Source organism: Mycobacterium pinniadriaticum (assembly GCF_026242045.1).
Classification (GTDB): domain Bacteria; phylum Actinomycetota; class Actinomycetes; order Mycobacteriales; family Mycobacteriaceae; genus Mycobacterium; species Mycobacterium pinniadriaticum.
On sequence record NZ_JAPJDO010000012.1, the window covers coordinates 1 to 26,136 of the forward strand.

A 26,136-nucleotide genomic window follows, 5' to 3' on the forward strand; every position below is an offset into this window, starting at 1 on the left:
CCTTCATCCTCGCCGCGGTCAGCTGCTCACCACAAAGCCACACACCCGGACACCGCACCACCCTCATCGACAACGTCACCAGCCAATTGCCCTCCCCACCACCAACCACCCCGACGCTCGCCGAGGCTACTGAACCCGCTTCACCGCGAGTGGCCCGCGGCGAGGTCCACGACAGGATTGTGCATGCGGCGGGTGAGTTGTTCGCCGAGCGGGGTTTCGACAACACATCTCTGCAAGACATCGGTGACGCGGTAGGGGTCCTCAAAGGGAGTCTCTATCACTACATCTCCTCGAAAGAGGACTTGCTGTACGCGGTGATCCAGCACGGCCATGAAGGCCTGCTGGAGAACGTGCGGATGTGTAAAGAACTACGCGCCGGCCCGGCCGAAACGCTGGTGGCGTTTGCCGTCGGGCATATCACCCTCAACGTTCACCCAGACCGCTACCAGCGCGGAATCGTGTTTCTGCGCGACAGCGCACGCCTGAAAGACGATAAACGTCAGGCGGTGATCCGCGACCGCGACGCCTACACCGAATACCTGCAGCAGATCATCCGCGACGGGCAACGCCGCAAAGTGTTCTGCCCGGACCTCGACGTGCGCTTGACCTCCTACGCGATCCTCGGCGTGCTCAACTCATTCCACCGGTGGTATCGACCCACCGGCAAGTCAAGCCCCACAGAGATCGCCCGCCAGTTCAGCGCCTTCATCCTCGCCGCGGTCAGCTGCTCACCACAAAGCCACACACCCGGACACCGCACCACCCTCATCGACAACGTCACCAGCCAATTGCCCTCCCCACCACCAACCACCCGAGCGCCTTCGCGGCGCAGGAGGCGCTCCTCAAGCACGAGTGGTGGGTGAGCACGACTCAGCCCGATTCGTCACGCGGACAGGGAATCCAAGATCCTGACGCCGCTCAACGTACGCTGGCGCGACGCTGACCCGGGGGGAAGGCCAGATGGAGGCCTTCAATCTCCCGAACGAGACTCGTCGTCCACACCGGCCACGTTCCCGGCTGCACTTCGAATTCCGGCAGGCGCTCGAGCAGAACTCGCGTCGTCACCCGCAGTTGCACTTTCGCAATATTGGACCCCAGGCAGCGGTGGGGTCCCACGCCGAATGCAATGTGCCTGTTGTGTTTACGCTCGATGTCGACTTCGAAAGGATTGCTGAACATCCGCGGATCCCGATTGGCTGTCGCCCAGGAGAGCATTACGAAATCTCCTTCCTCCAACTCAGTTCCGCTGATCTCGACATCACGCGTACACGTACGTCCGATCGCGAAGTTGGGCGAATAGAATCGCAGAAACTCATCGACAGCACGTGAGATCTTCTGCGGATCATCGACGAGGACCTTGCGGTCGTCAGGATGAGTCGCGAGGTAGTGAGCGATACTTGCGAGCATGTAAGCCGTATTGCCCACGCCTCCGGACATCAGATCGACAACGACACTGACCTTCTCATCGAACGACGTTTCCTTTCCGTCATATTCGAATCCCTGGACGACGACATCGATGACATCGTTGCGCGGCGGCTGGGCTGCCCGTGTCTTCAAGTAGTCGGAGACGTAGTCGCCGCAGCGGGCCCAAGCCGCGCCCCGCTCGGCAACAGGGCCAAGCAACCCCGCGACGACGTGGGTGCTCAACATCTCGACGTCTTCCATCGGAACGCCGATCAGTGTCTTGAAGAACATGACACTGGGCAGGTGAACCGCGACGTCGCGGACAAAATCGGTGTGGCCGGACTCGATGAAGTCGTCGATTGCGCCGTGGACGATCTCCTCCACGACCGATTCGAACTTGGCGGCTGCGCCAGGGGTGAAAAAAGGGTTGAGAACCTTACGCCAAATCGTGTGGTACGGCGGGTCGGTCTCGACGGGAATCAACTTCATCATATCGTCGGGCCGGTTTGGTTGGAACCCTTTCGAACTGGTGAACGTCGGCCAATCCTCAGCACTCCTGCGGACATCTTCGTAACCGGTGATTGTGTGATAGCCCTTCCCCACCTTGCTATGGGCCACCGGGCAACTCGTGACGAGATCGTTGAGAACGTCGTAGTAGTTGTCGTTGAATTCCGGGCTGTCCATATCGAAGTCGTTGTGGTGGTCGCGCCCGAATTCTTGTTCAGCCATTTCCTTGCCTCCACCGAGTGCCCGCGGACCTCGCGTGCTGCGTTCGAGCGTTGGGCCACGCGTTCATCAACTAACCAAACGATTGGTTCCAAACCTTAGGCGAATGCGCGTAGCACTGTCAAGCAACGGACAGGCACCATCCTGGCCACGAGCGCGGTCCGGCAAGCCATGCTCCGATCGCTGCGGATTCCTCATCCCGAAATATAAGCTCTGACAAGCTCATAAAGGCCGTCCGCAATCGCCGGATCGTCGGTCAGCGGGTCCACGATCGCCGAGCGCGCGGCCAGATGCGGATCAACACCACTGGCCGTCAATCGGGCGGCAGCAACGAGCACGCGCGTCGAGGCGACTTCGCGTAGTCCGTCGGCACCGGACTTACGGATGGCGTGGGCAAGCGTGACGAGCTGCCTGGCAGTCTCCGAGCTGACGCCCGCTTCGTGCTTGATGATCTGAACCTCCGCCTCGGCCGGAGGGAAATTCAGCGTGATCGCGACCATGCGTTGCCGAGTGGACTGCTTGAGATCCTTCAACACTGACTGATAGCCAGGGTTATAGGACACAACCAGGCAGAAATCCGGATGTGCTTGAAGAGTCAAGCCCAAACGTTCGATGGGCAGGATGCGACGGTGGTCGGTCAGCGGGTGTAGGACCACGGTTGTGTCTTGCCGTGCTTCGACGATCTCGTCGAGGTAGCAGAGGGCACCGCGCCGGACAGCTGAAGTCAATGGCCCGTCTACCCACACGGTCTCACCGCCCCGCAGCAGGTACCTGCCGACCAGATCGGATGAACTGAGATCCTCATGGCAGGCCACAGTGGTCAGTTCCCGGTTCAACGAATGCGCCATCGCTTCGACGAATCGAGTCTTGCCGCATCCGGTCGGGCCCTTGAGCAATATCGGTAATCGCTGCTCAACGGCAGCGTGGAACACCTCCTTTTCAGTACCGGTGGCGAGATAGAACGGAGCCTCCATTGCGGTCACTGGCCTTCGTCTTCCCTTCTGTCGAACCGTCGTCTGAGATCTGCCGAGGCCAGGGCCGCGCGGCATAGCTTGCCGAGTTTGGGCGCTATGACCTCCATCCGGTCGCCGGTCGCCCGGACAGCGGAGCCGAACACATCGTCCAGCGTTCTTTCGGGCGTGTCGGATCCCAAAGTGAGACACAGGGACCCAATTCCGCCATCACGCGCTTCCTCAAGCCCCCGCCGGGAATCGGCTGCGGCATAAGGGCCTTCATAGCCCGCGTCGTAGGCAAACCCGTCGGAGAGCACCATCAGCAACATGTTGGCGGTGCCCGCCTCGGTTTGCAGGATATGGCGCGCGTGACGGATCGCCGGCCCGAGTCGGGTAAATCCACGGGGGGCGAGCGCGACCAGCCTCTGGCGTGCCCGGCTGTCCATCAGATCGTCGAAGGTCTTGACCCGTAGAAGGTGCACGCTGTTTCGACCCTGCGACCGGAAGCCATACACCGCGACGCGCGCGCCCAGCGCAACCCACGCATCGGCCAGCGCTGCCGCTGCGGAGATCTGTTGAGCGTGGTTGTTCGTCAACAGCGAGGAATCCGCGGACGACCCGGAAACGTCCAGCAGCAGGAGAACCCCGAGATCACGCTGCGTCTTTCGGGTATCGACGTAGAGCCTCTCGTCCGGCGTATGCCCCGCGACCAGGTCAACCCGACTCTGAATCACGGCGTCCAATTCCAATTCGTCACCGTTGAGTTCATGACGATGACGCTGTCGCACCAAGCCGATTGTTGCGAGGTTTCGACGCAAGGCTGATGCGTCCGCAATGTTGAGGCAGATCTCTGCTTCGCGAGGTTCTGGATCGACCTCGACGACAGTGCACCAGCCTTCGCGGTATCGTTGCTGTCTGAAGTCCCACTCTGGGTATGCCCAACCGGCGATGCTCATCACATCGTCGATGCCAGCAACGATCAGGTCCATGGAAATCGGCTCTGGATGCAACGAGAAGGCCGGATCATTCACACTCGGGCCACGACCAGGTCGAAAATGCCCCATATCGCCGGGTGCCGATTCGCCTGCGCCCGGCTCGCGCCCGAGGCCGAGTGCCTTGAGAGCGCGTGCGGATACCGAGAACCCGGCGGCCCCACCATTGACGAGCTTGCCGATGAAGCCCAGCCGCAGTGTTTCTTCGTCCTCTTCGAGCTCCTCTGTATCGTCGTCTTCCATCTCGAGGCTGCCCCCACCCGCCCCGGTCGCCCCGGAGAGCGATAGTGGGCGAGCAGCGAGCACACACCGGGGACGGACCACGCCGTATACATCGGGAGGTTCCTGAATTTCGCTCCTGCCCAGCGCCAACTTGAGCGACTGGGTCGGGTTGTGGACGTCCGCCTTGTAACCCAAGTCAGCCAGACGTTCAGGCTTCGCGCCGGGAAGTTTCCGCGCAATCGCATACAGCGCACGGGGTGCCTCTACAGCCAGATAACGACGAGCAGCACTAGGCCGGCCCAACAACCGCTGCATGATCGGTGCTTCTAGGCTGCCCGCCCAAATCAGTGCTGACTGAATCAGAGCTGCATCGCGCGCATGCACGAGGTCACTGTCACCGACATAGATCACCTCGGTGTCGGTATAGGTGCGCGCAGCCCCGCCAGACGTCACTCGAACTGGCCGGTCGGCTATCGCGCGACTCAACATCGTGTATATCGCTAGGTCATCGCCGATCCATCGGCCGCACGGCGTACCGATGTCGAATCGACCAGCCAGGGATGTGGCGTCGTCGGCGCTGCGTTCCACAACGGCAAGGGTATTGGGTGGAGTTCGGGCGTTCGAGCTGCTGCGACGGAGTGGGGAGATAACTGTCCAAGATCGGGGAATCGTTGGGCCACAGCTCTTCCGAAGCGGGACATTAGGCGACGAAATGTCTAGTGTCGCTTTGATCAAGCCAAAGAAGGCAGCGCCGTAGGCCTCGCCCATTTCGACGGAGAATCGCTCAACCCATGGTGAACCCAGTCAGCCGCACAGACCGATCCCAACACACCGGGCGCATCGCCGAGTCCAGCCTCGCCTCAGGCTCTAAAAGAGTTCGGCCCGTCCAGATCTGGGCAGCCCTCGGCGCCATGTTCGTGCTGCTGCAGATCTACCTGTACACGGCGTGGATCCTGTCGGCCGACTTCAAACGCACCCCCGTCGGACCTACGCCGGTGCCGGGGTGGATGAAGGTTTCGCTCAACATCTGGCAGTACGGCGGTCTCGTCGCAGCTCTGGGAATCATCTATTTTGTCGTCTATCGCCCATGGCGGCGCGACGGACGGATGTCGGTCGACGGCCTCATCTGTCTGGGCTTCCTGACCGTGTTCTGGCAGAACAGCCTGATCAGCTGGTTCCAGTGGAATCTCACGTGGAACTCCTACATGATCAACTTTGGCGGTTGGGAGCCGCGAGTTCCGTTCTGGCTTTCTCCTCACGCCAACCGAACAGCTGAACCTTTCGTCACGCTGCCGCCGATGTACATCTACTTCATGTACGCCGCTGTCGTCATTGGTTGCTTCGTGATGGGCCAAATCCGTAAGCGATTCCCCAATCTCGGCAATTTCGGCTTGTGTGTCGCCACCACGCTCATCTTCCTGGTGTTCGACACATGCCTGGAACCACTGTTGATGGCATCCGGAGTATGGACCTACCCCTCAGCCATCAAGGGCGTCACTCTATTTCACGGTCACTACTTCCAGTTCCCGATCTACGAGGCGATCCTGTTCGGCACCTGCTGGGCGGCGTGGACATTCCTACGGTTCTTCAAGGACGATAAGGGCCGTACCGTTGCCGAGCGCGGCGCCGACACTTTGCACGTTCGCGAGTCCGGCCGCACTTTTGTGAGATTCCTGGCCATCGCGGGCTTCCTCAATATCGCCATGGTCGTGTACAGCCTTCTGTGGGCGGCGATCGGCCTCCACGGCTCGGAGTGGCCTAAGGACATCACCGAGCGCTCGTATCTGACCAACAACTTGTGCGGTGCGGGCAGTGCCCCCTACCCGGGCGCGCCTGACTACGCCTGCCCGGGACCCGGGGTACCGATTCCGCGGCCCGGCTCGGCATACATGACCACCGATGGCACCATTTTCACGCCCAAGTAGCTCACCGCCCAGACCTTCGTCGCGAACACGTCGTGGTCAACGCCGCCGAGTCCGGTCACTTGAAGGAGCAAATATATGAACGCGAGAACACAACGCCTTTGCGCATGGTGCGCACCAGCGTTGATGGTCATATTCTTCATAGGGTTCTGGCTGATTGCCCGCTTCATTCCGCCGCCCAGCCCCGCGTGGAGCGCGGCCGAAATTGCAGACTTTTACCGACAGAACAGCTTTCGGATCAAACTCGGTATCACCATCGCAATGTGGTCAGGCATGCTGTGCACTCCGTGGGTGATCGCCCTCGGCCTGCAGATGAAGCGGATCGAAGGCCGCTGGGCTCCGCTTGCCCTCACGCAAATGGGCTTGGGGATTCTACTCCCGATGCAGTTCATGGTTCCGTTCTACTTCTTCTTGACGGGCGCCTACCGCAACGGACGCTCAGATGAAGCAATACAGACACTCAACGACCTTGGCTGGCTCCCATTTGCCGGTCTGATATTCACCTGGGCCACTCAGTGCATCGTCTTCGGGATCGCCGTCATCAAGGACAAGCACTCGAGACCGATATTTCCACGTTGGTCTGGCTACCTCAGTCTCTGGTGCGGCATCGTAACGCTCGGATCGCAGCTCGATGTTTTCTTCACTGACGGGCCGCTCGCTTGGAACGGTGCAATCACCTGGTGGCTGCTGCTAGTCGTGTTCTTCGTATGGATGCTTAGCTTGACCTACGTGATGCTGCAAGCCATCAACGATCACGAGAAGGAGTACGCGGCAGAGGCATTGAGCAGCGCGGCGTCGGCCTGACTCAAGGATGCGAACCATCGAGCCGGAAACCTCTAGCGACAGCGGCAGCCGGGCTCCCAAGGTCCCCGGAGAACCGGGGATTTGGGTCTTCATCTTCGGCGACCTCTTGCTCTTCGGTTACGTCTTCGGCGTATTTCTCGTGAATCGAGCTCACGATCCCGGTGTCTTCATCGAGTCGCAGCGCAGCCTCAATGTCCACGTTGGCGTGCTCTACACCCTGCTGCTACTGACCAGCTCGCTATTCATCGTGCGGGCGATGTCGTTCATCCGGGCTGGTGATGCGGTACGGGCGCCCGCGTATGTACTGCTGGCCATCGCATGCGGTGCCGCATTCGCGGTGATCAAGGTCGTTGAGTACTCGGGCAAGGTTAGCTCGGGGATCACTCTGAAGACCAACAACTTTTACCTGTTCTATTTCTTCATGACGGGCCTACACCTTGGCCACGTACTTCTTGGTCTCGTAGCGCTGGGCGTGTTGTGGCGATTCGCAAGCCGCGCCGGGACGCCTGACTTCGGCAACAAGATGCGTTATGCCGAAGGCTTCGCCTGCTTTTGGCATATGGTCGATCAACTCTGGCTAGTAATCTTCCCCCTGCTCTACCTCCTCCACTGAGAACTCCGGGCGACGAGTTGAACGGCGGAGCATTCTGTAGCTCCAGAGTCAGGCCGCTGGTACACCCGCCTGCAGGGGTGGCCGGCTAGTTGGATCTTGCGTTGCGCCCTCGATACCGGACCGCCGTCACCATCGGCACTCCACGGGGTCGGCACGCTCCCCAGCTCTTCGGATCAACGCATTTGACTGGTACACAGCGATTGTCGACTAGAACTAGAGGACTCTTGGATGCGTTCGTCTTCTGTCCTCCGTCGGCGTGCCAACGGACCCGATCGAGAGTCGAGGTGACCTTCGGGATCAGTGTCTTTCTACGGATGCGAGGGCGGCGCGTTCACAACAGAGCCGATGTGCTGTGCCGATACTAGGTCCTGCGCCCAGGCCAAACAGCGGCAACGGGGATTCGGTCTAGCTGTATCAACGCGCTGCTGCTCCGGTGTCTGTTGCGTCCATCATCTTCTTCACCGGCTTGTAGAGAATCTTCGTGTAAGTGTTGGGTGCGATGCGCGCCAGGATGTCCATGGCTTTCGCTTGTCCTCCAATGACCACCTTCGGCCGGCGCTTTCGTATCCCATCGATGATCAGATGACCTGCCTTCTCAGCAGGAACAGGCTTGACCGTCATCATGGACTCCTGCCCAGCTAGACCCTCCTCACGACTCATTGCAGGCGAGTTGATGAAAATGTTGGTGGCGACCGGGCCCGGATAGACCGTTGTCACAGTGAGATTGGTCTCGATCATGTCCATGCGCAACGCCTCACTGAAGCCTCGTACTGCGAATTTCGCAGCGGCGTATGGCACCTGGTACATCAACCCGACCAATCCGCCGAGACTCGAGATGTTGACCAACGATGCCTCCGGTCGACTCAACAGCTGAGGAAGGAACACCCGAGTGCAGTGGAGAACACCCCTGAGGTTGATATCGATGAGCCGCTCGATCATCTCTTCGGGCATCCGGTCGAATCGTTCGGACTTCATGAGGATGCCGGCGTTGTTGACCAAGATATCGGCAGGTCCCAACTCATCGGCGATCCGTGCCGCAAGCAAAGAGACTGCCTCTCTGTCAGCCACGTCAGCGACATAAGAGATTGCGCGCCCGCCGTTTTGGTTGATGTGAGCGGCCGTCTCCTGTGCACTCGCTCCGTTGATGTCCAGTACCGCCACCGCGGCTCCCTTTTCGGCCAGCTGGATCGCAATCTGTTGTCCCATGCCTGAGCCGGCCCCAGTGATGACTGCCACTTTCCCGTTGAAGTTCTTCACTCAGCACCCCTGGTGCCGCCAGCGGGGAATCCCACCACAACATCCTTGGGGCTCCACAGTTGTCCAGTTGACCACCTGACCTTTTCAGGTTCGGCGAGCCAGAACTCCGGTATTGCACGGAGCCATTCCTCAAGAGCAAGCCTGACTTCAAGCCGGGCCAGATGTGCCCCCAGGCAGCGGTGAATCCCGACACCGAAGCCAAAGTGCCGGTTCGCCTTTCGGTCGATGATCACAGTTTCCGGACTCTCAAACGCCGCAGGATCTCGGTTTGCCGCACCAAAGCAGACCAAAATTGGATCACCCTTTTGGATTGTCACCCCATTCAACTCGACCGTCCTCGTGGCAGACCGGCCCTCATGCACGGGCGCGAAATATCGCACGAACTCCTCAATGGCCACCGGAAGGAGCGATGGATCCGCGGCGAGCCGATCGCGATCCTCGGGATGTTGCGACAGATGATAAATTGCCGCAGTTATCATTCCCCAGGTGGTGTCCATTCCCGCCAGGATGAGCAAAAATAGCGCCCCCAGCAGGTCTTCGTCGTTGAGTTTCGCGCCGTCGACCTCACTGTCGATCAGCAGGGTGATGACATCATCTTTGGGGTTAGCACGGTGGTCGGCGATGCTGCCGGCCAGGTAGACCTGCATCTCGCCAGCCGCAGCCAACGCGCCATCCGGGTCGACGGCACCCATTTCCAGAATCCGCTTGATCCACGACGCAAACCGGCCCTCATCGTCCGGCGAGATACCGAGCATCGTGGCCATCAATCGCAGGGGAATGAATTTGGCGTACTCGGAAGACACTTCGACTCGGCCCTGGTCGATGAACTGGCTGATCACCGCTCGGCAGTCAAGGCGCACCAAGTCCTCCCACTTTTGCACATTCTGTGCGGTGAACGGCTTGACGAGCAGCTTGCGGAACATTGCGTGAGCCGGTGGATCAAGTTGAATCGGGGGGAGGATGGTGAATTCTCCGAACATCCCACGTGGAATCGACGTATAGCGGGACGAGAAGTCGCCTGGATTCTTGAGCACCTCTTCGACATCGTCGTAACGTGTCAGCACCCAGAATCCGCCATGTCGGTCGCTGTGGGCGACCGGACACTTGTCCCGAAGTTGGCGGAACGTGTCAGGTAAGCACGCTGCTTGATCGGGATCCCAGTGGTCGAAGTTGGCGGCGAGTTCCGCCACCGCTGCGCCGTGATTGATGGTCGACATGCCATGTACCTCCTGGTTGATGGCGTTCAAGAGTGTGAAATCGATTGGCAGCAAACTCAATAGGAACGCGGAAGGCCGAGAAGGTGAGTGCCGATCGAGTTGAGAATCATCTCGTTGTTCAGCGGGGCGACCCGCGTCAGCCGCAGAGTTTCAAGGAGCCAGAGGATGTCGTTATCGACATCAAACGCCGCCCCGCCAAAGGCCTGAATCACGCTGTCTGTGGCGGCCCAAGCCGATTCCGAGGCCATCAACTTCGCCATATTCGACAGCTGTCCGGCGTCGCCGCCCGAGTCGAATACCTCAGCTCCGCGGTAGGCGAACAGCTTCGCCGCTTCGAGCCCGACCTTGGCGCGCGCCATCGGGTGAGCCACCGACTGGTAGGCGCCAATCGGGGTACCGAACGGGGCCCGTTCGCTGGCGTATTCCACACCCTTCTGCAGTACGAAATCACCCAAGCCGATCGAGCCGCCAGCGGCGACCAAGCGTTCCGGGTTCAGCCCGTCGAACAAATACGCCGCACCTCTGCCTGGTTCACCCAGCACCGCGCTGTCAGGCACTTCGACCCCATCGAAGAACACCGTGCACTGTTTCTCGGGGGCGTTGACCGTAATGTTCTGCGGAGTAACCGAAATGCCCGGCGTGTCGTTGGGAAGCACGAACAACGTCAGCTCGGCACGCTTCCCCGCCGAGTTGGTTCGGGCGGCAACCATCAGCATCGGGGCTTCGTCCGCACCGGAGATGTAGGTCTTTTGCCCGTCAAGTCGCCAACCGTTGTCGATCTTCTGCGCATGGGTTCGCATGGCAAAGCTATTGGTGCCCGCGTCGGGCTCGGTAAACGCAAAGGCGACACTGGGCTCACCTGTCAGCGTGGGCTTGACTACCGCCTCCACCTGCGCCGGCGTGCCCACCTTGATCACTGGAACACGGCAGAAGAATGGGACCACCACATATCCGCTCAACGGCACGCCGGTACGCCCGAGGGCCTCAGCGAGCGCGACGAGTTCGGTCACGCCGCCGCCACTGCCCCCCATATTCTCCGGTACACCGATGCCAAGAAGTCCCGCATCGGCCAGCCCCGTCATGAACTCCGACGGACGCCGTCCCGTGGCCCGACAGTCACGCCAGTACGCACGGCCCCATTGCGCGCTGACGCCTTGAACTGCTTCCCAGATTGCCGCAACGGTCTCGCTGCGATCGGACGGCGGACTTGTCAACGTCATCTCCTATGAACCGAACGTTTGGCTACGATAGTACTCGTTGCGCCCCAACCGCAATGACCTGAATGTCACCGGCTAGTGAAACCCGCATCGACCGGAAGAGTTACGCCCGTGACGTAGCGTCCCTCCGTCGAAGCCAGCCATGCAATGGCGTTGCTGATGTCCTCACACTCGATCAGGTCAACCGGTAGCGAATTCTGTAAGGCGCTCGCAACCTCTGGGTGCTCGACTGTGAAAGCTGCGAACGCGTCGTTGGCGATCATCGGGCTGTTGACCCCAGTGGGATGAACCGTGTTGACCCGAATTCTGTGCTTAGCTAGGCGATTCGCATAGACCCTCATCAGCCCGACGACAGCATGCTTGGCCGCGGCGTAGCCATCCGACCCTGCCTCGCACGCCGTGGAGAGGCCCTTCAGCCCGGCTGTGGAGCTCGTAATGACGATGCCGCCTCCTTGTTGCTGCTCGATCAACTTGGGAACTGAAACGCGCAACGTATGCCAGACGCCCTTCAGCATGACGTCGATCGCGTCATAGAATGCCTCGTCGTCGTCGGCCCGCGCACCGACCGTAGGCATGATCCCGGCGTTCGCGATGACGATGTCGACGCGACCAAGCTGACCGATGCCGGCGTCGAACGCCGTTCTCAAAGCGCCGAGATCGCGCACGTCGGCGACCTCGAAAGCAGCGACCCTACCGTGTTTTTCAACCACGGTCTTGGTTTCTTCGAGATCCTCGAAGGTGGCCAACGGGTAGGCGACGGTGTCAATCTGGCGACAGATGTCAACACCGATGATGTCGGCACCCTCCTGCGCCAGCCGGATGGCGTGGGAGCGGCCCTGTCCGCGCGCCACCCCGGTGATGAACGCAACCTGGCCATCGAATTTACCCATCTTCCATCACCTTTCGCTTGTCAAGCGGTCTTAGTTCCGCCCCGTGTGGCCCCTGCAAACCGTGCGTGAGAACGGCCTCGGCCGATACGCATCGACCGCGGTCGGTGGAGGCCACGATTGACAATGCGACCGCCTGTTCCCCTGACTCAGTTACAAATCGCTGAGTCAGGGTGGCCACGCCGACAAGCTCATCGCCGGGATAGACCGACTGCGACATCTGCATTGTCCGCCTCCGGATGAACCACTCGGGTCCGGTGGTCGCCACGGCGATGCGATCGACAAATCCGTGCAAGACCATAGTGCTGACGTATACGTCGGGTTGCCCCTGGCTGCGGGCGTAGTCGATGTCGTGATGACCCGGGAAGAAATCCCACGTGGCCACCGGCGCCCCCAACACGGTTGCCAGGGTTACGTCGAGAACAACGGGCGGCGCTGACTCTCCTATGGCAAGCTCCTGGAGCACTGTCATCGTGGACCGTCCTGATCATGTGGCGTATAGCGGAACAGCGTGTTTCGGTAGTCAGCGATGCGAGCGCCGGTTCCTGTTCGGTAGATCGCGAGGGTGGTCACGAAGTGGCCAACGCCCAAGCGGGTTGACTTCTCCCCCGAGACCGCGGTCATGGTTTCGGTCACGTTGATGGTGTCTCCCGGCCGGGCGAAGTCGAAGTACTCCACGTCGGTGGATACGTTGATGAGACTGGTTCCTGGAAGCGGTATGCGGGCCGAGAGTGCGGTTCGCTCTTCCCGCCCGTCAGGACGCCAGAGCAACGGCATGACCCAGCCATGCAGCATGCCCGGCGGGGCACCGATGCCACCCCACAGTCTGCGCGCCTCGGCGATGTCCCAGTACGCGGGGTTGGGATCCTCGACTGTCGCAGCGAATACCCTGATCAACGCCAGACTGACCGGCACCTCGCCGAATTGGATCTGCTGTTGGACACCGATCATCGCGACGGCGTCTTCGTATGTGCCTTTCGGCAGTTCAGACTGGTCGGCCACGGCGAGTTCAGGCCCCTCCATTGGTACGGGCGACGTGGCCCTGTGCGTACTGCCCGAGACCTTCGACCGCCAGACCGTGGCTCAGCTCGTCGGCAACAGTCCGCCGCCAACGCATGCTCAACGCGGTACGGGTGTAACGCAATACGGGCAGTGGGTGCCGCGCCATATCGGCAGCCAACTCCCATGCTCGCGTGGACAGCGCGTCGGGACTGTGGATCTCGTGGACCACCCCCAGACGCAACGCTTCGGCCGCGTCTATCTCGGTGCCTGTCAGCAGAAAGTACCGGCCACGGGTCGGTCCCAACAGCTCGGTCCACACAATATGGACTCCGTCGCCAGGAACGACGCCGCTGACGAAGTGCGCCTTATCGGCAAACACCGTTGTGGGGCATGCCAGGACCACATCGGCCATAACCGCCAACTCTGAATGGATCAGCGCTGGGCCATTGATTGCCGAGATCACCGGAACGTCGATCTCCCACAGCGAAGTGAGCATTCGGCGACCTTCAAACCACGTCACGTCCCAACCCCGAACGGCCTCACGGAAGCTGGCCCGGTCGATGGACGCACAGAAGTCCTCTCCGGTTCCGGTGAGGATGACCACCTTCGTACTCTCGTCGAGGCCCACCGAGGTGAACGCCTCGGCGAGATCGCGATGCACAGTGGCGTTCCAGACGAGTGGGCCGCCATCGGTGTGCAATCGGATCTCGGTCACTCCTCCCTCCTGGGTGATCCTGATGTTCGGCCACCCGACCGCACCGTAACCTCTCATGTTGCCGTGCCGGGTTGGGATCGCTTGTCGGCAACCACCTCGCCGGCGATCATGATTTCCGTTGGCTCGAGTTCGCTGATCCACACTCTGACTGAACTTTGTTTTGCACCAATCGAAGTCATCACCGCGTGAGTTACGGCGGACAACAGCGCACGCTTCTCCGCGTCGGTGTGACCTGCGAGGAGGTTTATCTGGATCATCGGCATCGCGTTGGCTCCCTATTCAGTCAGAACTTGGTGCTGGCTCCGCCGTCGATCGGCAGAGTCGCTCCGGTGACGTAGCGGGCCTGGTCGGAGGCCAGGAACAACAACGCATTCGACATGTCTATAGGTTCGATCTGGGCAATCGGCAGAACATGCATGCCCAATGCGTTCTGCATCGCGCCTTCGCGGCTCGGCTGGGCCACATCGGGTTCGAAGAGTGCGTAGGTGCCGGGGTTGTGCAGCATGTGGGTGTTGACATTGGTGGGGTGGATGGTGTTCACCCGTATCGAGTACTGGCCCAACTCGTTCACCAACGTCTTCATCATCCCGACAACACCGTGCTTCGTTGCGGTGTAGTGGACGGTATTGGCCATTCCCACCAAACCGGCTAGCGAGCTGGTGATGGTGATGGATCCACCATTTCCGGCGGCAATCATCAACGGAACCGCCGCCTTGACGGTGTGCCAGACGCCGGTCAAGTTGACGTCGATGGTCTCCTGCCAGACCTCGTCGGTGAGTTCGTGGGCGCGTCCGTAGGTAACGATGCCAGCGTTGGCCGCGACGATGTCCAGGCGACCACCGAACTCGGCCACCGCGGCATCCAGCCCGGATTTGACCTCGTGGTAGTCACGGACGTCCGCCCGGAAGGCGATCATCCGCCGGCCCTCTTTTTCGACCAGCCGTTCGGTCTCCTCCAAGTCCTGCCAGCTTGCCGGCTCGTAGCCGGTCGTCAAAAGCGGCCCGCACAAATCGAAGCCAATGATGTCGGCGCCTTCGCTGGCGAGCAGCGCGGCGTGGCTACGCCCCTGCCCTCGCGCAGCCCCACTGATGAACGCAACCTTGCCTTCGCACCGGCCCATGTGGAGGCCTCCTATCCTGCTTGCTAATCCTTGTTGGTCGATGTGGGACCGCCTCAATCCTGGGGAAGGAACTCGAAATTCTCTGTCCCCATGGCGACAAGTGCGTTGCCTTCCAACGCCAGCCCGTAGCCCAACTGGTCGATCATCAACTTGCGCATGGTGTGAACCAGTGCGGTACGTGTGTACTTGAGGGTCAACGACGGCTTCGCGGCCCACAACTTTGCGATCTCGTTGGCCCTTGCAAGAAGCTGCGAGGGCGGCAGTACCTCACTGACGATGCCGACGTCGAGCATCTCATTCGCCGACAGCCGCTGGCCCATCAAGAGGAAGTAGCGTGCGCGGTTCAATCCCATCACGAGCGGCAACAGCAGGTTGATCCCGTCACCGGGCACCAGGCCATTGGCGAAATGAGGTCCGTCTTTGAGAGTGGCTGACTCCGAACACAACACAACGTCGGAAAGCAGGATGAGTTCACAGTGCTCGGTGACAGGACCATTGAGTGCACCGATGACCGGGCACTCGATATCGAGGAGATTGCGCAGCATACGGCGCCCCTCGAAGTAGATCTTGTCCCAGCCGTTCGGAGTGCCGACATCGGACAGGCTCGCATTGTCGGTTTCAGTGATGAAGTTGGGCCCCTTGCCCGTCAAAATCACAACCCGGTTGTCACGGTCGTCGGCGACGTCGCCAAACAAGCCCGCCAATTCACGATGAGCGGTCTCGCTCCAGATGAGCGACCCACCGTTCGTATGGAATTGAACCAGCAGAACGCCGTTGCCATCGCGGGTGAGTTCGGCGCTGCTGTATTTGTGCTGATAATCCTTGAGCACCGTCGTCATTCAAGACACCTCCAGGATGCGCCGCTCATGACCTGTCATCGAGTGAACCGATCGATTCACCCCGAGCCACCTTCTCGTCGAGGCTAGCGGCATCACTTGGAGTCCCCGAACTGGAATTCCGTTGCCACCGCCGCCGTGTCGAGGCCCGCCATTGCTCCCGGCGGCGATGCCGTAGGCCCCGACGCAGTTGCTGTAGACCGTGCCGCGAAAGCGGCGCGGGCCGCCGCGGCTTCCGGTCGCCCCTGCGTGATGACTCCAGTCGCCAATTCGAGTGCCAGGAAGTGCACGAAGTCGGAGTCTTCGGCGCTGTGCAACAGACGCTTCGTGAGTTCCACCGCGCGGGAGGGGCTTTCGGCGAGTTTGCCGGCAAGCTCCATCGCAACCGCCAGGCTGGCGCCGTCATCGGCCAGGTGGCTGATCAGACCGCACTCGTGGGCTTCAACCGCGGTCAGTTCGGTCCCCAGAAGCACCAGTGCCGCCGCCCGGATACGGCCCACACGCTGACTCAGGAACCAGCTCGCACCCCCATCGGGCACGACTCCCCGCCGAACGAACGGACACGAGAATCGTGCGCCCCGCGCAGCGACCACGAGGTCACATGCCAGCGCCAAGCTCCAGCCCAGTCCGACCGCGCCGCCCTCGACTGCGCAGAACACCGGCACCGGCAGCGACCGTAATCGGGTGATCACGCCGTGGGCCACTTCCAGTCGGCCGATGGCGGCCATCGCGCCATTGCCCACCCGCGGTGCCGTTTTGAGATCCCCGCCGGAACTGAAGTACGCACCGACCGAGGTGAGGACCACGCAGCGGACATCGCCGGCGGCGGTGACATAGTCGAGAGCCGCATCGAGCGCCAGCCAGGACTCGAGTATCAGGGAGTTGCGGCTCGACGGCCGGTTGAGGGTCGCCACGAGAATCCCCGCGTCGGTCAGTTCGGCGGTGACCACGTCATGACCGGTGTCGATGTTCACCGCATCACCACAAGCGCATCCAGTGACACCAACCGCCGGCGGTCGTCCAGTCCGATCGGATTGAGGTCGACTTCAACGATGCGCTGCTCGGTGTTCATCAATTCACCGAGCCTGACCATTGTCTCGCTCACGCCTGCCGCGAGAAGCTCGGCCGCTTCCGGGTCGCGCCGGTGGAACGACTGGTAGGCACGCAGACGCCGTACGGCGCGCAATGCGGAATCGGTGGTCACCGGCGCTACGCAGCGGGCCACATCCCCAAGTTCCTCGGCGGCCCCACCGCCGGCGCCGCAGACGACCACCGGGCCGAAGACGGGATCTCTGACCGCGCCGCACATGAATTCTGTTTTGACGGAGAGCATCTCGGCAATCATCACACCGGACAGAGCTGCATCCGGCCGACGGCTCGCGACGGTCTTCATAATCGTTTGGTAAGCGTCTCCCGCCATCGCCGGGTCAGCCAACCCCAAGATCACTCCCCCCACTTCGGCCTTGTGCGGGATATCCTTCGACACGATCTTGGCCACTACCGGGCGGCCAATGCTTTGCGCCACCCGCTCTGCGGCATCAGAGGAGGTCACCACCTCGGCAATTGGCATCGCAATGCCAATCAAAGACAGCACTTCGCGCGAGTCTTGCTCGTCAAGTGTCGAAGTCGCGGACACCGTACCGAGCCGGTCAGCCACCGCCGACAAGGCATCACGATCCAGAAGATTCACCGGACTCGTGTCCGAGACAGCCACGGTGGCAAGTCGCCGTTCCTGCCAGGCTGTCCAGGCCGAGATTCCGGCGAACATACTCGTGTATGAACGCGTGAGCGCGACATTCTCGTCACGGTCCAGGGTCTCGCTGCCGGGGCCTTCCAGCCAGCTGCTCAGCCAGATGCCCCCGATCGGGACGTCGGTGCTGCCGGCGGCTGTCGCGATCGCAGCGGGGCGGCCGGCCGTCGCAGCTCCTGTTGTGGTGGAGACCAGGGTTAGGACTACGGAGTAGGACGGATCCTCGGCGAGCGCTAGCAGGCACTGACCAAGCACTGCGTCAGACTGAAACGCGGTGGTGTCTATCGGGTTTCCCACGGCAGCGAAGCTAGGTACCAACTCGCCGAGCCGCGCGACGGTGGAGGCCGTCGGCGTCGGCAACGCGACACCGGCGTCGTCGGCCGCGTCGGCGGCAATTACGCCCGGACCGCCCATGGTCGTCAAAATGGCCACCCCGCCACGGCGGTACCGCTTGTTGCGCCAGCGCGAGAACATGTTGGCCGCGTCTAACAGCTCCTCCGGGGTCTGAAAGACGAGGAGTCCAGCGTCTTCGGCTGCGGTGCAAAACACTTCATAGCTGGTGGTCAGACTCCCGGTGTGCGATACCGCGGCATTGCTGCCCAGTGTTGTGCGTCCACTCTTGAGCACGAGGATCGGCTTGCTCAGCTCGTGTGCTCGGCGTCCGGCCTGACGGAGTGCGGCCGGGTTGTCGACACCTTCCAACGCCAACATGATCACGTTGGTCATATCGTCGTCCAGGAGGAAGTTGACGTAGTCCAGCGCAGTGACATCCACGGAGTTGCCGGTTGTCATGGTGTAGGAGACGCCCATACCGCGATGTCGCCGGTGACCGAGATGCGTCGCGAGGCCAGCACTTTGAGAGACGATGCCGATGTCACCGCTGGGGAGGTCCATCCTGAGATCGCCCAGGAACGTCAGCGGGATGCCATCACGGTAGTTGAGGATCCCGGCGGTGTTGGGACCACCGATCCGCATGCCCGACGCATCGGCGATCTCACGGATTCGGTCCTGCGCTGCAGCCCCATACGCGGTCTCACCGAAGCCCGCGGTGAAGATGACCGCGCTTCGACATCCGACGGCGGCTGCCGCCTCGACTGTCGCCTCGACCGCGGCGGCCGGTACGGCGATGAGCACACAGTCCAGGCCGCCCGGGATGTGGTCCAAGGACGCAACGCCGACCACCCCTTGGGGAGCAGGATCGGTGGCGAACCGTTGGTTCACCACGTAAACAGTTCCGGCGAACGGTGAATTCACCAACTGTGTGACCGTCGAGGCGCCGAACCCACTTCCGGTGCGTGAGGCTCCCACGACAGCAACCGATGCCGGCCGGACCAAGGGCCTCAGTTCGTCGTGGGTGTACAGTGCACGACCTCGCGACGTTGGTTGAAATGTACCCAGAGTCGACACTTGCTCTCCGTTCGTCTGTCTGCTCTATCGTCAGCTTGATCGGACTGCATCCACGAAGCGGTGCAACGTATTACGGTGCCTGGGCAGCGATCCGCGCAGGTCGAGCGCCAGATACGTAGCGCCCGCCTTGGCCCATCGTGCTGCGCGTCGGGCCACACATCCGATGTCGGCGTCGCCAACGGTGATCACGCCATGGAGGTCAAGACTGTCCGGATCGCGCTGGCTACGCTCCATCAAGTGGCGAATTTCTCGAAGCGCGTCGTCAAGCTCCTGCCCCGGGATCTGCTGGGGCATCCATCCATCCGCAAGACGCGCCACCCGGTCGATGGAGTGTGGTCCCGACCCCGAGCCGATCCAGATCGGGATCGGCTGCTGCACTGGGCGGGGACGTATGCTGGCACCAGCCAATCGGTGATGCTGGCCGTTGAAGGACACGTTGGGACTCGTCCACAGTTCACGCAATAGGTGGATCTGTTCTTCCATCCGTGCGAACCGATTCGACCACGGCATGCCTGTCATCGTCATTTCGGTGCTGTTCCATCCGGCGCCCACCCCCAAGGTGAGCCGACCCCCCGACAGGAGATCGACTTCAGCTGCGGCCTTCGCCACGGCAACTGTCTGTCGTTGCGGAAGTACCAGCGCCGCGCTCAGAAAGGACAGCTCACAGACCCCGCTCAGGTATCCAAACAAGACGAATGGCTCATGGAAGGCGTCACCTGCGCTATACGGAGCAGACCGCATGCTAGACGTTTCAGGAAAAGGCCAATCCCGACGCAAAGTGTCGCCGTGCAGGTCCCGATCGAGGCCGAGGTCGTGATGGGCTGCCGCTAGGTAGTCGAACCCGCAGGCCTGCGCGTCCTGAGCGAAATCGCAGATGGCGGCCTGGCTGCCGCCGATCGCGTCTTGCGGAAACACCAGCCCTAGACGCCCAGCGAAGCTCATACGGGTGCGCTCAGACCCACACGGCGGGACGCTTGTCCAGCCAGGCTCGTGGACCTTCAGAGGCATCGGGGTGTCGCATGTGGGCATCGACCACTCGGTCAGCACGACGGAGGGTTTCGTCATTCTCGGCACTGCGCGACAGAGCGCGCACAAGCCCCAGCGTCTCGGCCACAGCAGTTGGTGAGGCGTTGGCGATCGCGCCGGCAATCTCAAGTGCCCGCGCGAGAGCCTCTGGCGCCGTGTCAGCGAGCTCGTTGACTAAGCCGAGTTCATGGGCTCGCTCGGCTGAGAGCACTCCCCCTCCGATTGCCACCCTGGTGGCCTCACTGGGCCCGATGATGCTGACCATCCGCAGCGCGCCGTAACCGCACACCTGACCCACCGCGGTGTGTGTGTCGAGGAACCGTGCATGACGGGCGGCGATCACGACGTCTCCGTCAGTGACGAATCCAAGGCCACCTCCTGCGGCCGTCCCGTTAATCGCGACAACGACCGGCTTTTTCACTCCGGCAAGTCGCCACGTCAGCTTCCATTGCTCACCCGGAACACGTAGGGTGCCCTGCTCGGTGAGAGCACTCATGTCGGCGCCCACGCAGAAGTGGCGTTCACCGGCGGCGGTGAAGACAACGACACGCACCTCCGGAGTGGCGTCGACCCATTCCCATGCCGCGCAGAGCTGCTCGTAGATCGGACGGGTCAAGGCATTCCCCGCCTTTGGATTGTGCAGACTGACGACGGCAATGTTTCCGTCTAGCGATCGGATAACACGAGGCACGTCGTCGTTGTCGATGGTCAAGACACCTCCCGTAATAGCGCTTTGGCAATCACGTTGCGCTGAATCTCCGACGTTCCGCCAGAGATCCGCATGATTCGCACATCTCGATAGATGCGCGAGATCGGCGCCTCGGCCATGTAGCCGTACCCGCCGAAGATCTGCAATGCCCGATCAGCAACTCGCCCCACCATCTCACTGGCGTACAGCTTGACCATGGCCGCCTCTGCCGCGGTCACGCGACGCGACTCCAGTTGTGATGCAAGTGCGTAGGTCATCGATTGCGCCGCAGCCAGTTCGGTCACCGAGTCCGCCAACTGGATTTGGATCGCTTGATAGTCGCCGATCGGCGAACCGAACGCAGTGCGTTGGGTTGCGTATTCGGCAGCCAGTTCGATTGCGCGCCGCGCGGTTCCCAACGCGGTGATTGCCATCGAAATCCGTTCTTCGGCAAACGTCTTGAAGATCGCCTTGAGGCCTTCGCCAACTTCGCCAAGCACATATTCCTCCCCGACGAAGCAGTCCTCGAAGAGAAGTTCGGCCTGCTCTGCTACCGGCCCGCTCATGGTCTCTTGCATCCCGGCGATCGAGAAGCCCGGAGTGTCCTTCTCCACCAGGAACACCGTGAAGCTGCGAGCGCCGCTGTTGTCACCCTCAGTGCGCGCCAACACGAATAGCACGTCCGCGCGAGCACCCAATGTGATGTAGTGCTTGCTGCCCTGCAGTCGCCAGCCTCCATCGGCGCGGACCGCTCTTGTCTTCAATCCTTGGACATCAGAGCCCGCTTCAGGTTCCGTCACGGCGATGGCGGCAACCAGCTCGCCCGCAGCTATACCGGGCAGATACCGCTTGCGTTGCTCGTCACTGCCTGCGATCTCGAGCAGCTGCGAGGCCACCCCGTTAGCAATCGAGATGGGTAGCCACACCGACTTTGGGGCGCGGGAGAGCTCCTCGAGAACCGCGCAGTAGGCGAGGTGGGATACCCCCAGACCGCCATACTCTTCGGCAATGGTCAAACCGAAGTACCCCGCTTGGCGCAATCGCTCAGCGGTTTCGTCTGGCATGACACAGGTCCGGCTGATTTGCGCCTCGTGGGGCAACACGTAGCGATCGACAAACTCGCGGGCAGCCGATTTGAGTGTCGCGATGTCCTCTGGCAACAGCGGGCCAGCCCAGATTTCGTTCATCACTGCCTCCCGCTTACCGCGTCGATTTCGCGGATCAGTGCTTCGGAGTCGGTACCAAGATCCGGTGCGGGCCCGACCGGGCGTGTGCGCGTGCCACGAAGGGTGAAGGGCGAGGTGACCATGGGCGTAGGCCGGCCGACGGCGACGTCGTGCAGCATGTCGTTGACGGCGAGCTGCCGATCGCGAAGGACTTCCTCGGGTGAGGCAACGACCTGCCACCAGACTCCTGCCGCGTCGAGCCGGTCCGCCCATTCGGCGAAAGGTCGACGCGAGAACTCCTCATCGAGGATGGCGATGAGCTCGCGCCGGTGGGTCCGCATCGACTTCGCACTGCCGAAACGCTCGTCCTTGCAGAGATCTTCGCGCCCTATTGCGGCACATATACCAGGGAAGTGCCTGACGCTTTCCACGCCCTGCAGGAAGAGCCAACGGCCATCAGACGTTTGGTAGGAGTTCACCAGAGGCGTACGACTCTCCGTGCGGTGTGAGGCGCGGTTCACTCTGCCGAACGCCGCCTGCACTCCGAGATCGCCGGCGCATAACCATGTTCCGGACTGCAGTAACGATGACTCCACCAACTGACCCCGACCTGTACGCTCGCGCTCCAACAATGCGACGAGAACCGCACTGAACGCAGCCAGCGCTGTCACGGAATCGCCGTAACCACCAGCTGGATGGGGTGGCGGGTTGCCGGGCGCCGTTAACTGGTGCAGCAGTCCACTGCGCGCCCAGAACGCGCCGACGTCGTAACTCGCACGATCACGTTCCGGCCCGCGCAGCCCGAGACCTGTGATTGAGGCGTACACCAACCGCGGGCACAGCTCCAGTACCGCAGCGGGGTCCAATCCCGCGCGCTCTAGCGTTCCGGCACGCATGTTGGTGATAAGGACATCGCTGGTGGACAACAGATTCATGAGGCGATCTCGGTCATCGGCTGCGGCAATATCCAACACAAGGCTGCGTTTGCCTCGGTTGAACAACTCGAAGGCCGGGGAGCGGTCGGCGCCCCCGCCGGTAGAGCTGACGAACCGTCGCCCTGGATCGCCTTGGCGCGGCTCGATCTTGATCACTTGCGCGCCAAGGTCGGCCATCAGCGCGCTTGCACAAGGCGCAGCGATCCACGACCCGATCTCGACGACGCGTAGTGATCCAAAGAATCCGTTCACCCTGTTATCGCGCGGCGCCGCAGCGCTCGTCACGCGTCGACCATAGATGCCATCAACGGTCTCCTAACCAAACGTTTGGCGCGCTAAACGTATCATCGGTAGCAGCGAGTGTCAACGCCGAGCAATCGTGCCGCTCCAGCGCGCACCCATGCCGACGATGCCATCAAATCAGTTGCAGTGCTGATCTATTGGGAAAGCTTTGGGCTGAATCCGGGGTCTCGAAGAGCCGCGTATCGCGCAACAGGCAAAGAATGGAGCCGATGCAACTCGGCGGCCAACATGTCGACAGGCCGACGAGGTACCGAACCGATACTGTTCGCTTGAGCCTGGTGCAACTGACATGCCAGCTTCAGATCCCCGAAAGTTCGGTAAACACGGGATGGGAGCACCGGTGCCGGGACGAGGTCGCGGTCGGCGATGACGGCGACCTCGGAACTCCCGTCAATAGTGGTGCTGAGTGTTTGGCGAAGGCACACCCGGGCGGACATGCCGAAGTGACGGGCGATGCCAACGAAGTCGTGTGCTGGTCGGTGAGACGTCGGCTCTGTGGTCGGTCGCCGCGGGCCGCACTCGATGTCTTCGGAGAACAGATATGTTGGCACACCGCCAAACCTGCGCATCGCCAGCTCGATAAAGATCGCGAGAGTGCGCTTCGACCTGTCTCGAGAAGGGATCACCACACGAAACCGCGACCATGGCAGCCAGCATGTCCACAACAGAGTCGGTGCACCCGCCGCCAACGGCCCACGAGTCCACGCCCACTGCGCCCACAGGCCGGGCTCGGGAATCAGGGGTCGGCCGTACTGTCTGTCCACGGGACGGTAGTCCCGCTTACACTCGGCGACCGCCCGGCGAGTCGTGCGTTCGGCACCCTCGAAGCCCATCGCAACGAGCCGTTGGTGAACCACATCAGCTCGGACCAAACCGGCTGAGCGGTCGACCATTTCCTGAATCTTCGGAATGAACGGATCGATCGGCCTGGCCCGCCGGCCGACCATCGGCGCGAAGCCCGCGTCACGCATGCGCACGTACCGGGCAACCGTGTGGTGGTCGCAGCCGGCCAGCTTCGCTGCAGCTCGGTAGCTGCCGGTGAGATCGAAGGCTTCCAACAGGTCGATCGTGCCCACATCTATCTCCGCTCTTTCCCACCGCTACCACAGCACCGTGGCCGATATGTGATTGCCATCACCCGCCTGACCATAAAGGATCATGCACTATCCTGACAAGGGAACAATCACTCCCTTATGGACAGGGGCGGTATCCCGCCATATGCTCCACGTATGCATCTGCGTGGTTGCCTCACGCCGGTCCCACACGGCACCGGCACGGAATGTGGCGGGCGATGAGTCGTAGCAACCGCGAATTCAAAGCGAGTAACAAACCGGTACGGCCCACCCGACGCTCGTCGAATGAGGTGAAAGCCCTCTTGCTGGACGCCGCCGCGGACGAGTTCTCTCGGCAGGGCTACCGTGATGCCACAGTGCAAGGCATCGCCCGGAGAGCCGACCTCAGTGTCTCGGCTGTCTACCGTCACTTCGAGTCCAAGTCTGATCTGTTCCGCCAGGCGGCCTGTCAACCGTTCCTGAAGTTCCTCGATGAATTCTCCCGAACCTGGAATCAGCAGCGTGAAGTTCCCTGGGACGAGCTGAAACTCATGACTGAATTCGCCAGTGAGCTTTACGACAACATGCGTGCGCACCGCAAGTTGCTCATCGAAGTGACCGCCGCCCGTGATCACGTCGACCCGGGGGTGATTGAAGAGCTCCGCAAGGCCAGTTCGCGGATGTTCATGGAGCTTCGGGCGATCGGCGAGCAAGAGGCCAGCCTACGGAAGTTCTTCTCCGCGGAAGGCATTGAGCTGAGCGTCCGGCTCATTTCGGGCACAATCACCGCGATGGCGGTGTTCGATGACTGGCTTGCCCCGTCGTTCCCGCATCCGGTGTCCCGCGAGATCCTCATGGACGCCATTGCCCGCCTTTCCCTTTGGGGCCTTTCACAGACTCCGTAGGCGCGCTGAGAAGGTCGGCCATTGCGCCGGAGGTTCCCGACCCCACCGTGCCGACCCTTTTGCGCATCATGCCTGCACGATGTTGCGCAGAACGCCGAACCGTGGTGCTTCGATCTCGACGACATCGCCGTCTTCGAGGAATCGATACTTCTCGAAGCCCAGTTCCTTGTTCTTGATCCTCAGTTCGAGTAGACATCCGAAGCCCACAGTGCCCGAACCGATTACATCTCCGGGTAGCAACGTGGTATTGGCCGAGGCCCGCTGCAGGATCGCCGGCCACGGGAAGGTCATGTCGGCAAACGAGTTGTCGGTATAGATCTCACCGTTGACTCGCGCAGTCACTCGCTCTGACACGATGCCGTTCGACAATTCACCGCTGAACTCGTCTGTAGTGACAAGCCATGGACCTAGCGAGGTTGAAAAGTCCTTGCCTTTAGCGGGTCCGAGGTGATGCTTCATTTCCTCGGCGGCCAGGTCGCGGGCCGACCAATCGTTCATCAGCGTGAAGCCCGAGACGCAGTCCATCACATTCGGGTCAGACGCGTCGAGGTCGCTGACTTCGCAGCCGATGACCGCCGCGAGTTCGACCTCGTAGTCCAGCTTCTTGCACAGCGATGGTCTCCGGACAACATCGCCGTCGCCGATCACCGCCGCGGGATTGCTGAAATAAAAGACTGGTTCGCGATACCACGACTCCGGCGGCCGCTGTCCCCAGGCTGATAGGGAGTTGACCAGGTGCGCTTCATAGACCATGAAATCTCGGATACTGGGCGGTCGTTCGAGCGGTGCCCGGAAGCGTACATCCGACATGAATATCTGCGGACCGCGATCTGGCCATGCATGCGGTGCGCGGGCTACCTCGACAAGCTGACTAGGCCCCGCGTCCAAGATCGGGAAGACAACATCCTCAAGCACCTCGACCAGCATCGTGTCTTCGGAACGGGCCAGGCTGACTACCGCCAATCTCATTCGATCTCCCTCACTTCAGCGTTGAATCCCCTACCGGGGACCGACGAC

At 61.5% G+C, this 26,136-nt stretch carries 25 protein-coding genes; 5 read left to right on the plus strand and 20 right to left on the minus strand.

Going from position 1 to position 26,136, the window contains the following annotated elements:
* Positions 1-863 (plus strand): TetR/AcrR family transcriptional regulator (locus tag ORI27_RS15455; RefSeq protein WP_265997970.1); only part of this gene is annotated, 863 nt, incomplete at its 5' end.
* A 55-nt stretch (positions 864-918) separates the two neighbouring features.
* Here the strand turns inward: ORI27_RS15455 and ORI27_RS15460 are convergent.
* The 3 genes from ORI27_RS15460 to ORI27_RS15470 all read right to left on the minus strand — a co-directional run bounded on the left by ORI27_RS15460 (position 919) and on the right by ORI27_RS15470 (position 4,885).
* On the minus strand, positions 919-2,133 hold the full coding sequence (locus ORI27_RS15460; RefSeq protein WP_265997969.1) for a cytochrome P450: 1,215 nt from the start codon (positions 2,131-2,133) through the stop codon (positions 919-921).
* Positions 2,134-2,324: 191 nt separating this feature from the next.
* Positions 2,325-3,104, minus strand: a complete 780-nt coding sequence (locus ORI27_RS15465) for a CbbQ/NirQ/NorQ/GpvN family protein (RefSeq protein ID WP_265997976.1) — start codon at positions 3,102-3,104, stop codon at positions 2,325-2,327.
* A gap of 5 nt (positions 3,105-3,109) precedes the next feature.
* Entirely contained in the window at positions 3,110-4,885 is a 1,776-nt protein-coding gene (locus ORI27_RS15470; protein WP_265997968.1) for a nitric oxide reductase activation protein NorD, read from the minus strand.
* A 203-nt stretch (positions 4,886-5,088) separates the two neighbouring features.
* On the opposite strand from ORI27_RS15470, the gene ORI27_RS15475 reads away from it, so the two are divergent.
* The 3 genes from ORI27_RS15475 to ORI27_RS15485 all read left to right on the plus strand — a co-directional run bounded on the left by ORI27_RS15475 (position 5,089) and on the right by ORI27_RS15485 (position 7,636).
* Positions 5,089-6,222, plus strand: coding sequence for a spirocyclase AveC family protein (locus ORI27_RS15475; protein ID WP_265997967.1), 1,134 nt, complete (start codon positions 5,089-5,091; stop codon positions 6,220-6,222).
* 75 nt (positions 6,223-6,297) lie between these two features.
* Entirely contained in the window at positions 6,298-7,023 is a 726-nt protein-coding gene (locus tag ORI27_RS15480; RefSeq protein WP_265997966.1) for a hypothetical protein, read from the plus strand.
* Between the two features lie 7 nt (positions 7,024-7,030).
* Positions 7,031-7,636 (plus strand): cytochrome c oxidase subunit 3, encoded by a 606-nt coding sequence (locus ORI27_RS15485; protein ID WP_265997965.1) that lies wholly within the window; start codon positions 7,031-7,033, stop codon positions 7,634-7,636.
* Between the two features lie 414 nt (positions 7,637-8,050).
* Here the strand turns inward: ORI27_RS15485 and ORI27_RS15490 are convergent, their stop codons facing one another.
* The 16 genes from ORI27_RS15490 to ORI27_RS15565 all read right to left on the minus strand — a co-directional run bounded on the left by ORI27_RS15490 (position 8,051) and on the right by ORI27_RS15565 (position 23,144).
* Entirely contained in the window at positions 8,051-8,893 is an 843-nt protein-coding gene (locus tag ORI27_RS15490) for an SDR family NAD(P)-dependent oxidoreductase (protein ID WP_265997964.1), read from the minus strand.
* Positions 8,890-10,110 carry a cytochrome P450 gene (locus ORI27_RS15495; RefSeq protein ID WP_265997963.1) on the minus strand — a complete coding sequence of 407 codons (1,221 nt, stop codon included), beginning with the start codon at positions 10,108-10,110 and terminating at the stop codon, positions 8,890-8,892. Before ORI27_RS15495 ends, ORI27_RS15490 begins: the two co-directional genes overlap by 4 nt.
* Positions 10,111-10,166: 56 nt before the next feature.
* Entirely contained in the window at positions 10,167-11,324 is a 1,158-nt protein-coding gene (locus ORI27_RS15500) for an acyl-CoA dehydrogenase family protein (RefSeq protein WP_266073990.1), read from the minus strand.
* A 71-nt stretch (positions 11,325-11,395) separates the two neighbouring features.
* The gene (locus ORI27_RS15505; protein WP_265997961.1) at positions 11,396-12,217 is read right to left on the minus strand and encodes a mycofactocin-coupled SDR family oxidoreductase; all 822 of its coding nucleotides are present in this window, start codon (positions 12,215-12,217) and stop codon (positions 11,396-11,398) included.
* A complete protein-coding gene (locus ORI27_RS15510) occupies positions 12,210-12,686 on the minus strand; it encodes a hotdog family protein (RefSeq protein ID WP_265997960.1) in 477 nt (158 codons plus the stop codon). Before ORI27_RS15510 ends, ORI27_RS15505 begins: the two co-directional genes overlap by 8 nt.
* Positions 12,683-13,216 (minus strand): FAS1-like dehydratase domain-containing protein, encoded by a 534-nt coding sequence (locus tag ORI27_RS15515; RefSeq protein ID WP_265997959.1) that lies wholly within the window; start codon positions 13,214-13,216, stop codon positions 12,683-12,685. The genes ORI27_RS15510 and ORI27_RS15515 overlap by 4 nt, the downstream gene beginning before the upstream one ends.
* Before the next feature lie 7 nt (positions 13,217-13,223).
* Positions 13,224-13,931 (minus strand): enoyl-CoA hydratase/isomerase family protein, encoded by a 708-nt coding sequence (locus ORI27_RS15520; protein WP_265997958.1) that lies wholly within the window; start codon positions 13,929-13,931, stop codon positions 13,224-13,226.
* 53 nt (positions 13,932-13,984) lie between these two features.
* Positions 13,985-14,194, minus strand: a complete 210-nt coding sequence (locus ORI27_RS15525; RefSeq protein ID WP_265997957.1) for a tautomerase family protein — start codon at positions 14,192-14,194, stop codon at positions 13,985-13,987.
* 20 nt (positions 14,195-14,214) lie between these two features.
* Positions 14,215-15,051: a mycofactocin-coupled SDR family oxidoreductase gene (locus tag ORI27_RS15530; RefSeq protein ID WP_265997956.1), complete on the minus strand. Its 837-nt coding sequence runs from the start codon at positions 15,049-15,051 to the stop codon at positions 14,215-14,217.
* A 53-nt stretch (positions 15,052-15,104) separates the two neighbouring features.
* The gene (locus tag ORI27_RS15535; RefSeq protein WP_265997955.1) at positions 15,105-15,890 is read right to left on the minus strand and encodes an enoyl-CoA hydratase/isomerase family protein; all 786 of its coding nucleotides are present in this window, start codon (positions 15,888-15,890) and stop codon (positions 15,105-15,107) included.
* A 92-nt stretch (positions 15,891-15,982) separates the two neighbouring features.
* Entirely contained in the window at positions 15,983-16,861 is an 879-nt protein-coding gene (locus ORI27_RS15540; protein WP_265997954.1) for an enoyl-CoA hydratase/isomerase family protein, read from the minus strand.
* Positions 16,858-19,044 carry an acetate--CoA ligase family protein gene (locus tag ORI27_RS15545; protein WP_265997953.1) on the minus strand — a complete coding sequence of 729 codons (2,187 nt, stop codon included), beginning with the start codon at positions 19,042-19,044 and terminating at the stop codon, positions 16,858-16,860. Before ORI27_RS15545 ends, ORI27_RS15540 begins: the two co-directional genes overlap by 4 nt.
* A 30-nt stretch (positions 19,045-19,074) precedes the next feature.
* The gene (locus ORI27_RS15550; RefSeq protein ID WP_265997952.1) at positions 19,075-19,986 is read right to left on the minus strand and encodes a TIGR03619 family F420-dependent LLM class oxidoreductase; all 912 of its coding nucleotides are present in this window, start codon (positions 19,984-19,986) and stop codon (positions 19,075-19,077) included.
* A 10-nt stretch (positions 19,987-19,996) separates the two neighbouring features.
* Complete coding sequence (locus tag ORI27_RS15555; RefSeq protein ID WP_265997975.1) at positions 19,997-20,761, minus strand: enoyl-CoA hydratase/isomerase family protein; 765 nt, start codon at positions 20,759-20,761, stop codon at positions 19,997-19,999.
* 17 nt (positions 20,762-20,778) lie between these two features.
* Positions 20,779-21,945, minus strand: a complete 1,167-nt coding sequence (locus ORI27_RS15560; RefSeq protein WP_265997951.1) for an acyl-CoA dehydrogenase family protein — start codon at positions 21,943-21,945, stop codon at positions 20,779-20,781.
* A complete protein-coding gene (locus ORI27_RS15565) occupies positions 21,945-23,144 on the minus strand; it encodes a CaiB/BaiF CoA transferase family protein (protein WP_265997949.1) in 1,200 nt (399 codons plus the stop codon). Before ORI27_RS15565 ends, ORI27_RS15560 begins: the two co-directional genes overlap by 1 nt.
* 1,309 nt (positions 23,145-24,453) lie before the next feature.
* Here ORI27_RS15565 and ORI27_RS15570 point away from each other — a divergent pair.
* The gene (locus ORI27_RS15570) at positions 24,454-25,119 is read left to right on the plus strand and encodes a TetR/AcrR family transcriptional regulator (protein WP_265997948.1); all 666 of its coding nucleotides are present in this window, start codon (positions 24,454-24,456) and stop codon (positions 25,117-25,119) included.
* A 66-nt stretch (positions 25,120-25,185) separates the two neighbouring features.
* On the opposite strand, the gene ORI27_RS15575 is transcribed toward ORI27_RS15570, so the two are convergent.
* A complete protein-coding gene (locus tag ORI27_RS15575) occupies positions 25,186-26,088 on the minus strand; it encodes a fumarylacetoacetate hydrolase family protein (RefSeq protein ID WP_265997947.1) in 903 nt (300 codons plus the stop codon).
* Positions 26,089-26,136: the final 48 nt, after the last annotated feature.

What these genes read in the sequence shown, in the direction of transcription:
- ORI27_RS15485 (WP_265997965.1), top strand. Translation starts at nt 7,031, where the DNA reads ATGCGAACCATCGAGCCGGAAACCTCTAGCGACAGCGGCAGCCGGGCT.
- ORI27_RS15525 (WP_265997957.1), bottom strand. Translation starts at nt 14,194, where the DNA reads ATGCCGATGATCCAGATAAACCTCCTCGCAGGTCACACCGACGCGGAG.
- ORI27_RS15530 (WP_265997956.1), bottom strand. Translation starts at nt 15,051, where the DNA reads ATGGGCCGGTGCGAAGGCAAGGTTGCGTTCATCAGTGGGGCTGCGCGA.
- ORI27_RS15505 (WP_265997961.1), bottom strand. Translation starts at nt 12,217, where the DNA reads ATGGGTAAATTCGATGGCCAGGTTGCGTTCATCACCGGGGTGGCGCGC.
- ORI27_RS15495 (WP_265997963.1), bottom strand. Translation starts at nt 10,110, where the DNA reads ATGTCGACCATCAATCACGGCGCAGCGGTGGCGGAACTCGCCGCCAAC.
- ORI27_RS15535 (WP_265997955.1), bottom strand. Translation starts at nt 15,890, where the DNA reads ATGACGACGGTGCTCAAGGATTATCAGCACAAATACAGCAGCGCCGAA.
- ORI27_RS15465 (WP_265997976.1), bottom strand. Translation starts at nt 3,104, where the DNA reads ATGGAGGCTCCGTTCTATCTCGCCACCGGTACTGAAAAGGAGGTGTTC.
- ORI27_RS15480 (WP_265997966.1), top strand. Translation starts at nt 6,298, where the DNA reads ATGAACGCGAGAACACAACGCCTTTGCGCATGGTGCGCACCAGCGTTG.
- ORI27_RS15570 (WP_265997948.1), top strand. Translation starts at nt 24,454, where the DNA reads ATGAGTCGTAGCAACCGCGAATTCAAAGCGAGTAACAAACCGGTACGG.
- ORI27_RS15510 (WP_265997960.1), bottom strand. Translation starts at nt 12,686, where the DNA reads ATGACAGTGCTCCAGGAGCTTGCCATAGGAGAGTCAGCGCCGCCCGTT.
- ORI27_RS15550 (WP_265997952.1), bottom strand. Translation starts at nt 19,986, where the DNA reads ATGAGCTTCGCTGGGCGTCTAGGGCTGGTGTTTCCGCAAGACGCGATC.
- ORI27_RS15475 (WP_265997967.1), top strand. Translation starts at nt 5,089, where the DNA reads ATGGTGAACCCAGTCAGCCGCACAGACCGATCCCAACACACCGGGCGC.
- ORI27_RS15460 (WP_265997969.1), bottom strand. Translation starts at nt 2,133, where the DNA reads ATGGCTGAACAAGAATTCGGGCGCGACCACCACAACGACTTCGATATG.
- ORI27_RS15560 (WP_265997951.1), bottom strand. Translation starts at nt 21,945, where the DNA reads ATGAACGAAATCTGGGCTGGCCCGCTGTTGCCAGAGGACATCGCGACA.
- ORI27_RS15575 (WP_265997947.1), bottom strand. Translation starts at nt 26,088, where the DNA reads ATGAGATTGGCGGTAGTCAGCCTGGCCCGTTCCGAAGACACGATGCTG.